The organism is Rathayibacter agropyri, from assembly GCF_013249015.1.
Taxonomy (GTDB): Bacteria; Actinomycetota; Actinomycetes; order Actinomycetales; family Microbacteriaceae; genus Rathayibacter; species Rathayibacter agropyri.
In genome coordinates this window covers 940,153-950,963 of the sequence record NZ_JABRPL010000001.1, presented here as the reverse complement: position 1 = coordinate 950,963, position 10,811 = coordinate 940,153, and the positions used below count along the sequence as shown (strand labels likewise).

Genomic DNA, 10,811 nt, shown 5'->3' with positions numbered 1-10,811 from the left:
GCGCCCGGTCGGCGCCGCACTCATCAGCTGTGAGCGATGCTCGCAGGAATGACGGGTAAGGGAGACCATTTGGCGCGGGACGACGGGTCCCAGCGCGCGTTAGACCAGCTTGAGCTTCTTCCGCAGAGCCTGGACGTGGCCTGTGGCGCGGACGCCGTACTGCGCGAACTCGAGCCCGCCTTCAACTCCGACCACGAACGTCGAGCGCAGGACGCCGACGACGGTCTTGCCGTAGAGGCTCTTCTCACCCCACACGGCGTAGGCGCGGTGCACCGTCATATCGGGGTCGCTCAACAGCGGATAGGTGATGCCCTGCGCATCCGCCCAGCGGCGCAGTGCCTGGGGAGTGTCGCGGGAGAGCCCGAGCACCTCGTAGCCAGAGTCGCGGAGCGAGGCGGCGTTATCGCGGAAGTCGCACGCTTCAGTAGTGCAGCCTGGGGTATCGGCCTCGGGATAGAAGAAGAGGATCACCCGACGCCCACGGTAGTCCTGGAGCGAGACGGGACGTCCGTCCTGGTCGGGGAGCGTGAAGTCGGGGGCGGCGTCGCCGGAACCCAGGCGCGCGTCGATCGGGAGAGGGGAGAGGTCGGTCATCGTTTGCTTCCGTCGGTCGTGGCGAAGGTGGTCAGGAGGCGCTGGAGCGAGTCGAGGCGCTCGGGCCCGCTCGCGCCCAGCGTGCCCTCCTCGACCGCCTCGATGATGGCGCAGTCGGGGGAGTCGGGGAGGTGCGTGCAGCCCCGCGGGCAGTCCTCGGCACTGTGGGCGAGGGTCGTGAAGGCGCCGAGAATGTTGTCGGTATTCACGTGGCCGAGGCCGAACGAGCGCACGCCGGGAGTGTCGATCACCCAGCCGTGCCGATCATCGCGCTGGACGCGTAAGGAGACGGTGGACGAGGACGTGTGCCGGCCCCGGCCGGTCACCGTATTGACGTGCCCCGTGGCCCGGTGCGCGTTCGGCACCAGCTTGTTCACCAGCGTCGACTTGCCCACCCCCGAGTGCCCGACCACGACCGTCTCGTGCCCGAGCAGCGCCTCCGCGATCTCGTCGACTGGCGGCTCGTCCTGGCTCGACAGGAACACGCGCAGATCCAGGCCATCGAAGTTTCGGAGGAACGGGGCCGGATCGGCGAGGTCCGTTTTGGTGATGCAGAGCATCGGCGTGATCCCGGCGTCGAAGGCGGCCACGAGGTAACGGTCCACCAGGCGGGTGCGCGGCTCCGGATCGGCAGCGGCGACGACGCAGAGCATCTGATCCGCATTCGCCACGATGACGCGCTCGATCGCGTCAGTGTCATCCGCGCTGCGGCGCAGGAGGGTCGAGCGCTCGCGGATTCGGACGATGCGCGCGAGGGTTCCGTCGTCGCCGCTCGAGTCGCCGACCACATCAACGCGGTCGCCGGCAACGATCGCCTGGCGTCGCAGTTCGCGCGCCCTGGCAGCAGTGAATTCGTGCTCCTCGGGAGTGCCGTCGCCAATCATCACCGTGTAGCGGCCGCGGTCGACGCCGAGAACCATCGCGATCTCAGCGTCCTCGTAAGCGGGCCGGTTCTTGGTGCGCGGTTTGGTGCCCTTCGGATTCGGTCGTACGCGGGCGTCCGATTCGTCGTAGCCGTCGAAGTCGTCGAGTACGCCGTCGGCGTCGAGGCCGCTGTCCGTCCACCACGACACGGGTCAGATCGATCCTGCGAGAGTGGTCCACAGCGCAGGGAACTGCGGAAGCGTCTTCGCGGTCGTAGCGATGTCCTCGATGACGACGCCGGGCACGACCAGCCCGATCAGGGCGCCAGCGTGCGCCATCCGGTGGTCGGAATAGGTGCGCCAACGTCCGCCGTGCAACTCAGCCGGCTCGATCCGCAGCCCATCCTCGAGCTCGGTCACGATCCCGCCCAGCCCCGTGATCTCGGCGGCGAGGGCGGCGAGGCGGTCGGTCTCGTGGTGCCGGATGTGGCCAATGCCGGTGAGTGTGCTCGGCGTGCTCGCGAGCGCGGCAAGCGCGGCCAAGGCCGGTGCGAGCTCGCCACCCTCGGACAGGTCGAGGTCGACTCCGAGGATCTCGTCGCCGCCGGTCACCACGAGGGCGTCGCCGTCCCGCTCGACGGTGGCGCCGAAGAGCGGGAGGATCCGCTCGAGGTGCGCACCGACCTGGGTCGTCGAGGCTGGCCAGTGGCGCAGCCGGACCCGGCCCCCGGTGACCAGCGCCGCGGCCAGAAACGGGGCAGCGTTGGAGAGGTCGGGCTCGATGAGGACATCGGCTCCCGCGATGGCCTGCGGATCGAGCGTCCACTCGCCCTGAGCGGGAGTGCCGACCGTGACTCCGCGGGCCGCCAGCGCGGCGATGGTCATGTCGATGTGCGGCTGGCTGGGGAGCTGACCGCCTTCGTGGCGCAGGCGCAGCCCATCGTCGAAGCGGGCACCCGCCAGGAGCAGGGCCGAGACGAACTGGCTCGAACGAGAGGCGTCGATAATCGCTTCGCCGCCGCGGACCGAGCCGGAGCCGTGCACAGTAAAAGGAAGACCGCCCCGGCCGTCATCCGCCACATCGACGCCGAGCGAGCGGAGGGACGCGATGGTCGCACCCATCGGCCGCTTCGCCGCATACGCGTCGCCGTCGAAGGTGGTCGGTCCGAGCGCGAGCCCGGCGAGCGGAGGCATGAAGCGCATCACTGTTCCCGCGAGGCCGCAGTCGATGGTGGTGGAGCCCAGCAACTCCTCGGCCGGTTCCACGATGAGGTCGGCGCCGAAGTCGCCGGTCGCGCCCGATTCGCGGATCGTCGTGCCGAGCGAGCGCAGGGCCTCGATCATGAGTGCGGTGTCGCGGGAGTGCAGGGGTGCGCGGACCGTGGAGCGGCCCTCGGCCAGGGCGGAGAGGACCAGCTCCCGGTTGGTGAGCGACTTGGAGCCTGGCAGCCCGAGTTCGGCGTCGACGGCACCGGCCGCGAGCGGTGCGGGCCACGCATCGTCGCCGGGGAGCGCACGGGCGTCGCCGTACGGATCGAACTCGGGAGCGGAATAACGCGAGAAGACCATCGGTTGTCAGGATAGTCGGCCAGCAGGGAGTCGGCAGAAGTGTGGGAGGCGGAGCATGGCTGTAGCAGCGATGGCGACCCCGGCGGCGTCGCTCGCCGCGACGCCGGTGGCAACCACTCCGGTCATGACGACGACCCGCGCGCGAGCCGCATCCCGCAGCCGCCGCTGTCTCGCAACCCCGGCCGCCGCGAGCAGCGCCCCCGTAGAATCACTCCCGATGACTCGCGACGACGTACCCCGCACCGGCCCGGCCGATGAGGCCTCCGCGCCCGCCGAGACGGAGCAGACAATCGAGGACACCGTCGAGGAGTCGTTGGACGATCTCCGCGCCGACGCTCCTGTCGACCTTCGTGTGCTTTTCGAGGAGCAGGCTCTGCCCTTCATCGACCAGCTGTACGCGGCCGGCCTGCGCATGACGAAGAATCCCGCCGATGCGCAAGACCTCGTGCAGGAGACATTCGCGAAGGCCTTCGGTGCGTTCCGCCAGTTCCAGCAGGGCACGAACCTCAAGGCGTGGCTCTATCGCATCCTGACGAACACCTTTATCAACTCGTACCGCAAGAAGCAGCGCGAGCCCTACCAGAGCGCTATTGACGAACTCGAGGACTGGCAGCTCGGCGGCGCCGAGTCGACCACGGCCACCTCCAGTCGCTCGGCGGAGGCGGAGGCAATCGACCACCTCCCCGACACCGCGGTCAAGGAGGCACTCCAGGCAATCCCGGAGGATTTCCGGCTCGCCGTCTACTTCGCCGATGTCGAAGGCTTCTCCTATCAGGAGATCGCGGACATTATGAAAACCCCCGTCGGGACCGTCATGAGTCGGCTGCACCGCGGACGCCGCATGCTGCGTGAACGACTCACCGACTACGCACGCGAGCGCGGATATCGCGCCGCATTCACTTCCGGGAGCACGAAATGACCGACAGCGGTTGCACGAAGGCGAAAGCTGAACTCGAGGAGTACCTGCACAACGAACTGTGCAAAGAGGATGCCGCCGACATTCGTGAGCACATCGCGGGGTGCGTCGAGTGCACCAACGAAGCGAGGGTCGGTGTCGTACTGACTGTTGCCGTTCAACGCGCCTGCAACGAGACCGCACCGGAGGACCTCCGCGCCCAGGTGCTTGGAATGCTCCGCGACGAGCACGCAGCCCACGCCAGCGTGTAGGTCAGCTCGCCGAGGGAGCCCCGAACCGTCGAGACGGCCCGCGGTAACGGGCTCCCTCGACGGTCCGGGGCCCTCCCGGTGCCGCTAGCGGGTGAGTGCTCGGGACAGGAGATCGGCCTGTTCAGAAGCGTGGCGCTTCGCGGAGCCTGCCGCAGGAGAAGCCGCCGCCGCGCGCGAAACCACGCGGATCGGGCGACCGAGCATCGGCGCCACCTCGAGCGCGATGAACGGCCACGCCCCCTGGTTCTCCGGCTCGTCCTGCACCCAGACCAGCTCGGCGTCTGGGTAGCGTTCGGCGATGCCCCGCAGCTCGTCAATCGGCGCCGGGTAGTACTGCTCAACCCGGACAAGCGCAATACCGTCGTCGGGCTTCTTCTCGAGTTCGGCCTTCAGGTCGTAGTGCACCTTGCCTGCGTGCAGCAGCACGCGCTTCACGGCCGACGCATCCTGGATGCGGGCATCATCAATCACGAGCTCGAAGCGTCCCGAGGTGAAGTCCTCGACGGGGCTCGACGCGCCGCGTAGGCGGAGCATCGCCTTCGGGGTGAAGACGATGAGCGGACGCCGCGGCCGCGAGTACGCCTGGCGACGCAGCAGGTGGAAGTACGACGCCGGCGTCGACGGGCGCGCGACGGTCATGTTCCGCTCGGCGCACATCTGCAGGTAGCGCTCGATCCGGGCGGAGGAGTGGTCGGGGCCCTGGCCCTCGTAGCCGTGCGGGAGCAGGAGCACGAGCGACGAGCGCTGGCCCCATTTCTGCTCGGCCGACGAGATGAACTCGTCGATCACGATCTGCGCGCCGTTCGCGAAGTCGCCGAACTGCGCCTCCCACAGCACCAGCGAGTCGGGACGCTCGACCGAGTAGCCGTACTCGAACGCCATCGCGGCGTACTCGGAGAGCAGGGAGTCGTAGATCCAGAGCCGCGCCTGCTGCTCGGAGAGGTTCATCAGCGGCAGCCACTCCTGGCCGTTCTCGCGGTCGTGCAGCACAGCGTGGCGCTGGACGAAGGTGCCGCGACGGGTGTCCTGCCCGACGAGGCGCACCGGAGTGCCCTCGAGCAGGAGCGAACCGAGCGCGAGCAGCTCGCCGAACGCCCAGTCGATCGAGCCCGACCGGCTCATCTCCTGACGCTTCGCGAGGAGCTGCTGGAGTTTCGGGTGCACCGTGAAGCCCTCGGGCGGCGTCATGAACGCGTCGCCGATGCGGGTGATCACCTCGGTCTTCACTCCGGTCACTTCGGGTTCGCCCGGGTAGTCCTCGCCCCGCTGCGCATCGGGCAGCTCAAGATCGGCCACCGAGCCGTCGCCGGAGATCACCGGGATCGCGCCGGTCTGTGCCGCGTGGGTCTCGGCGAAGGCGCGCTCCAGACGGTCCTGGAAGTCCTGGTGGGCGCGGTCGTACTCCTCCTCGGTGATGTCGCCGCGTCCGACGAGCGCCTCGGTGTAAAGCTTGCGCACCGAGCGCTTCGCCTCGATCAGGCTGTACATCAGCGGCTGGGTCATCGAGGGGTCGTCTCCCTCGTTGTGCCCGCGGCGGCGGTAGCAGATGAGGTCGATCACCACGTCGCGGTGGAACCGCTGGCGGTACTCGAATGCGATCTGGGCGACGTGGACGACGGCCTCGGGGTCGTCGCCGTTGACGTGGAAGATCGGCGCCTGGATGGTCTTTGCGCCGTCGGTGGAGTAGATCGAGGTGCGCGCCTCGTGCGGCGGGGTCGTGAAGCCGACCTGGTTGTTGATGTTGACGTGGATCGTCCCGCCGGTGCGGTAGGCACGCAGTTGAGACATCTGCAAGGTCTCGACGACGACGCCCTGGCCCGCCATCGCGGCGTCGCCGTGGACGAGGATCGGCAGCGTGGTGAACGTGCCGATCGGCTTGCGGTCCTGCTTGGCTCGGACGATGCCCTCGAGCACTCCGTTTACCGCTTCGAGGTGCGAGGGGTTCGCCGCGAGGTACACGGGGATCTCCTCGCCACCGGCACCGCGGAAGGTTCCCTCCGTGCCGAGGTGGTACTTCACGTCGCCGGAGCCCTGGACCGTGCGCGGATCCTGGGTGCCCTCGAACTCGCGGAAGATCTGTCCGTAGGTCTTTCCTGCGATGTTCGTCAGCACGTTGAGGCGCCCGCGGTGCGCCATGCCGATCGCGACCTCGTCGAGGTGCTCGTCGGCTGCGCCCTGCAGGATGGCGTCGAGGAGCGCGATCAGCGACTCCCCGCCCTCGAGGGAGAAGCGCTTCTGACCGACGTATTTCGTCTGCAGGAACGTCTCGAAGGCCTCCGCCTGGTTCAGCTTGCCGAGGATGCGCAGCTGCTCGTCGTGGCCGGGCTTCTCGTAACCGCGCTCCAGCTTCTGCTGCACCCAGGCGCGCTGCTCCGGATCCTGAATGTGCATGTACTCGATGCCGACGGTGCGGCAGTAGGAGTCGCGGAGGATTCCGAGGATCTCGCGCAGCTTGAGCTGGCGCTTGCCGCCGAAGCCGTCCGTAACGAACTCGCGATCGAGGTCCCAGAACGTGAGACCGTGGCTCTCGATCGCAAGGTCTGGGTGCGAGCGCTGCACGTACTCGAGCGGATCGACGTCGGCCATCAGGTGGCCGCGCACGCGGAACGAGTTGATGAGTTCCTGCACTCGGGCGGTCTTGGAGACGCGCTCGGCGAGGTCGACGGCGATGTCGGTCGACCAGTGGATCGGGTCGTACGGGATGCGCAGGGCGGCGAAGATGTCCTCGTAAAAGCCGCGACCGCCGAGCAGAAGTTCGTGCACGATCTTGAGGAACTCGCCTGACCCCGCGCCCTGGATCACGCGGTGGTCGTAGGTCGAGGTGAGAGTAATGGTCTTGCCGATACCGAGCTCGACAAGCGTCTTCTCGGACGAGCCCTGGAACTCCGCCGGGTACTCGAGGGCTCCGGCGCCGATGATGCAGCCCTGTCCCTTCATCAAGCGGGGTACGGAGTGGACGGTGCCGATGCCTCCGGGATTCGTCAGCGACAGCGTGGTCCCGGCGAAGTCGCCGGCCACAAGCTTGTTGCCGCGGGCCCGCTTCACCAGGTCTTCGTAGGCGGAGAGGTAGGCCGTAAAGCTCAGTGTGTCAGCGCGCTTGATGCTCGGGACGAGCAGGGCACGGGTGCCATCGGGCTTGGGCATGTCGATCGCGATGCCGAGATTCACGTGTGCCGGCGCGACGACGGCGGGTTTGCCGTCGACCTCGTCGTAGAAGACGTTCTGGCTGGGGAAGTCCTTAAGGGCACGGATTAGCGCCCAGCCGATCAGATGCGTGAACGACACCTTGCCGCCGCGCGTGCGGCGCAGGTGGTTGTTGATCACAATGCGGTTGTCGATCATCAGCTTCGCCGGGATCGTGCGCACACTCGTGGCGGTCGGGATGGTGAGGCTGGCGTCCATGTTGGTGGCGAGGCTCTTCGCCATGCCGCGCAGCGGAGTGACGACGTCCTCGTCCGGGGTGGAGTCGTCGGCCGAGGGCTTGCTCACCGGCGCGTCGGCGGGGATGGGCTGCGCCTTGGGCTGCTTCGATGTCGTGCGCGCGGTGGGTGCCGTGTCGGACGGGAGGGTGACGGGATGGGTCACCGCGCCTCCCGCGCTCGTCGAGATCCGCTCGGCGGCGGCGGCCTGCGCGGGCTTCGTGTCCTCCGCCGACGCCGTCGGGCCGGTGCGCGCGAGCTGGGCTCCGTAGCGCTCCAGGATCGGCCACCAGGACTCGTCCACGGAGGCACGATCGGCGCTGTACTGCTCGTACAACTCCTCCACGAGCCACTCGTTGGCCCCGAAGTCCTCCGCGCCCTGGTCTGTTCCCACTCCGGTCAACTGGCTCGACACAGCCGATCGCCCACTCTCTCCGTTGATTCGTCCTCGATCATCCGGACGGGCCCGCCGCACCCCCCGGCGCCTGCCACCGCGGATGAGGAAGTCGTCCTCGAACCGCGGGAACCGGTGCCATCACCTGGTCCCGTCCCGGTCGCCCAGCCTAGCGCCGATCCCCGAAGGGCTGACCGGGGGCCGCGCCGGAGTAGCGTTTCCCGTATGCATTTCTCTGGCGGATCACCCTCAGGCGACCTCACCTACTCGGACGTTTTTCTCGTCCCCGGCCGCTCGTCGGTAACGAGTCGGCTCGACGTGTCGCTCGCCCCCGGTGACGGCACGGGAGCCACGATCCCGATCGTCTCCTCGAACATGAACTCGGTGACGGGACCGCGACTGGCCGCCGCTCTCGCTCGCCGTGGCGGCCTCGGAGTACTGCCGCAGGACATGCCGCTTCAGGCCCTCGACGCCGCGATTCGCTGGGTGAAGCGCCAGCCGGTGGCCTTCTCGGGAGCCCTCACCGCCACTCCCGCAACGACCGTCGAGGAGGCGCTGGCTATCCTTCCCGCGGTCGCCGGCCACGGCTTTGTGGTCCAGGAGGCCGACGGCACGATCCTCGGCTGCGTCCCGGCGTCGCGCCTCGCAACCGCGCTCCCCGATGCGTCTCTGGGCGACCTCGTGCACGGGGCGACCGCGTCGATCGACGCCGACGACGTCCAGACGGCCCGTGCGGCCTTCGACCTGATGGTCGCGGCCGACCTTGACTTCGCTCCAGTGCTGCACCACGGCGCGCTGGTCGGCACGCTCTCGCGCACCGGTGCGCTGCGTGCGACCATCTACGATCCGGCCCTGGACGCCGAGGGGCGTCTCCATGTTGCGGCGGCGATCGGCATCAATGGTGATGTCGAAAGCAAGGCCCGCGCGCTGGTCGCCGCCGGCGTCGACGTGCTGGTGCTCGACACGGCCCACGGCCACCAGGAGGGGATGCTCCGGGCGCTGCGGATCGTCTCGGCACTCGATCTCGGAGTGCCGATCGCCGCGGGCAACATCGTCACGGCCGATGCGGTGCACGACCTCGTCGACGCGGGGGCGGACATTCTCAAGGTCGGCGTGGGACCGGGCGCGATGTGTACGACCCGGATGATGACGGCGGTCGGGCGGCCGCAGTTCTCAGCGGTCCTCGAAACGGCCGACCGCGCGCACGAGCTTGGCGCCCATGTCTGGGCCGACGGTGGGGTCCGCTATCCGCGGGACGTGGCCCTCGCGCTCGCGGCGGGCGCCGCCTCCGTCATGATCGGCTCCTGGTTCGCGGGCACGATCGAGGCCCCGGGAGAGCTGCGAAGCGACGCGGCCGGCCGGGTTTATAAGGAGAGCTGGGGCATGGCGTCGGCCAAGGCAGTGCAGGAGCGCTTCGACCGGCTCGACGCGTACGAGCTGGCCCGCAAGCGCCTCTTCGCCGAGGGCATCTCCTCCTCCACCATCTACCTCGACCCGCTGCGTCCCTCTGTCGAGGATCTGCTCGACATGATTACCTCCGGCGTCCGCTCCTCCTTCACGTACGCGGGGGCGCGTAGCGTGCCCGACTTCCATGAGCGCGCGGTCGTGGGCCTCCAGTCGGCCGCGGGCTACGAGGAGGGCAAAGCGCTCCCGGTCAGCTGGTGACCGGCCCTCGCGTGCTAGAACCGAGCCCATGACCATCGTCGACAACGCCGTGTATGTCGGCGGCCACCGCATCCGCAAGCCGGATTCGCTCGAGGACACCTTCGAGCTGATGCGGGACGAGCGTGGCATGGCGTGGATCGGCCTCTACCGCCCGACCCGCGAGGAGGTGGAGGCGGTTGCGGAGGAGTTCGGTCTGCACCGGCTGGCCGTCGAGGATGCGCTGAGCGGGCACCAGCGGGCCAAGCTCGAGCGCTACGACGACGGGCTCTTCGTGGTGCTGCGGCCCGCGCGCTACGTGGACACGGCCGAGACGGTGGTCTTCGGCGAGCTGCACGTGTTCGTCGGCCCGGACTTCGTGGTGACCATCCGTCACGCCGACTCGCCCGACCTCGCCCGCGTACGGCGCCGGCTCGAGAAGGACCCCGACCTTCTCGCTCGCGGACCGGAGGCTGTGCTGTACGCGATCCTCGATCAGGTCGTCGATGAATACGCGCCCGTGGTCTTCGGCGTGCAGGGCGATGTCGATGAGATCGAGGACCAGCTCTTCGGTGAGGACACCGACGACGGCCTGTCCGAGCGCATTTACCGGCTCTCCCGCGAGGTCATCCACTTCCAGCGCGCGGTTCAGCCGCTCACCGCGCTGCTGCAGAGCCTCCTCGAGGAGGCGACGGCCGGCGAGGCTGAGCCCGTACCCGAGCGCGTCGAGCTGCGCCGCTCGCTGCGGGATGTGCTCGACCACACCATTCGGGTGACGGAGGGTGTCGACTCGTTGCGAGCGATCCTCGACAAGGCGCTCACTGTGCACTCGACGCTCGTCTCGCGGCGGCAGACCGAGACCGGGCTCGCGCAAAACGACGTGGTCCGCAAGATCTCGTCGTGGGCGGCAATCCTGTTCGCGCCGACTCTGGTCGCCGGCATCTACGGGATGAACTTCGATGACATGCCCGAGCTGCACTGGCGCCTCGGCTATCCCTGGGCGCTCGGTCTGATGGTGCTGTTCGGCTGTGGACTTTACGCGGCTTTCAAGCGCAAGAAGTGGCTCTAAGCGTCTCCTGGACCGCGCGGTCCCGATAGACTCGCCGGCATAATGGACGACCCTCCCTCTGCCCATCCGCGCTGTGCTCCTGTCCAGTCCTGTGC

General features: G+C 68.4%; 8 protein-coding genes. 4 read left to right on the top strand and 4 right to left on the bottom strand.

The features are described from left to right. Nucleotides 1-99 precede the first annotated feature (99 nt). The 3 genes from HRF29_RS04400 to aroA are packed head-to-tail and all read right to left on the bottom strand — an operon-like array spanning nucleotide 100 to nucleotide 3,026. Nucleotides 100-594 (bottom strand): peroxiredoxin, encoded by a 495-nt coding sequence (locus tag HRF29_RS04400; RefSeq protein WP_173245124.1) that lies wholly within the window; start codon nucleotides 592-594, stop codon nucleotides 100-102. Further along, nucleotides 591-1,667: a ribosome small subunit-dependent GTPase A gene (gene rsgA, locus HRF29_RS04395; protein ID WP_173245121.1), complete on the bottom strand. Its 1,077-nt coding sequence runs from the start codon at nucleotides 1,665-1,667 to the stop codon at nucleotides 591-593. The genes HRF29_RS04400 and rsgA overlap by 4 nt, the downstream gene beginning before the upstream one ends. A gap of 3 nt (nucleotides 1,668-1,670) precedes the next feature. Beyond that, the gene (aroA, locus tag HRF29_RS04390; RefSeq protein WP_173245118.1) at nucleotides 1,671-3,026 is read right to left on the bottom strand and encodes a 3-phosphoshikimate 1-carboxyvinyltransferase; all 1,356 of its coding nucleotides are present in this window, start codon (nucleotides 3,024-3,026) and stop codon (nucleotides 1,671-1,673) included. 217 nt (nucleotides 3,027-3,243) lie between these two features. On the opposite strand from aroA, the gene HRF29_RS04385 reads away from it, so the two are divergent. Both HRF29_RS04385 and HRF29_RS04380 read left to right on the top strand, forming a co-directional pair. Next, nucleotides 3,244-3,945, top strand: a complete 702-nt coding sequence (locus tag HRF29_RS04385) for a sigma-70 family RNA polymerase sigma factor (RefSeq protein WP_173245115.1) — start codon at nucleotides 3,244-3,246, stop codon at nucleotides 3,943-3,945. After that, nucleotides 3,942-4,193, top strand: coding sequence for a zf-HC2 domain-containing protein (locus tag HRF29_RS04380; RefSeq protein WP_173245112.1), 252 nt, complete (start codon nucleotides 3,942-3,944; stop codon nucleotides 4,191-4,193). Before HRF29_RS04385 ends, HRF29_RS04380 begins: the two co-directional genes overlap by 4 nt. An 84-nt stretch (nucleotides 4,194-4,277) precedes the next feature. On the opposite strand, the gene HRF29_RS04375 is transcribed toward HRF29_RS04380, so the two are convergent. Continuing rightward, on the bottom strand, nucleotides 4,278-8,027 hold the full coding sequence (locus HRF29_RS04375) for a multifunctional oxoglutarate decarboxylase/oxoglutarate dehydrogenase thiamine pyrophosphate-binding subunit/dihydrolipoyllysine-residue succinyltransferase subunit (protein WP_173245109.1): 3,750 nt from the start codon (nucleotides 8,025-8,027) through the stop codon (nucleotides 4,278-4,280). Between the two features lie 204 nt (nucleotides 8,028-8,231). Between HRF29_RS04375 and guaB1 the strand changes: the two genes are divergently transcribed. Then, a complete protein-coding gene (gene guaB1, locus HRF29_RS04370; protein ID WP_173245106.1) occupies nucleotides 8,232-9,671 on the top strand; it encodes a GMP reductase in 1,440 nt (479 codons plus the stop codon). Between the two features lie 28 nt (nucleotides 9,672-9,699). After that, nucleotides 9,700-10,716 (top strand): magnesium/cobalt transporter CorA, encoded by a 1,017-nt coding sequence (gene corA, locus HRF29_RS04365; protein ID WP_173245103.1) that lies wholly within the window; start codon nucleotides 9,700-9,702, stop codon nucleotides 10,714-10,716. Nucleotides 10,717-10,811 lie beyond the last annotated feature (95 nt).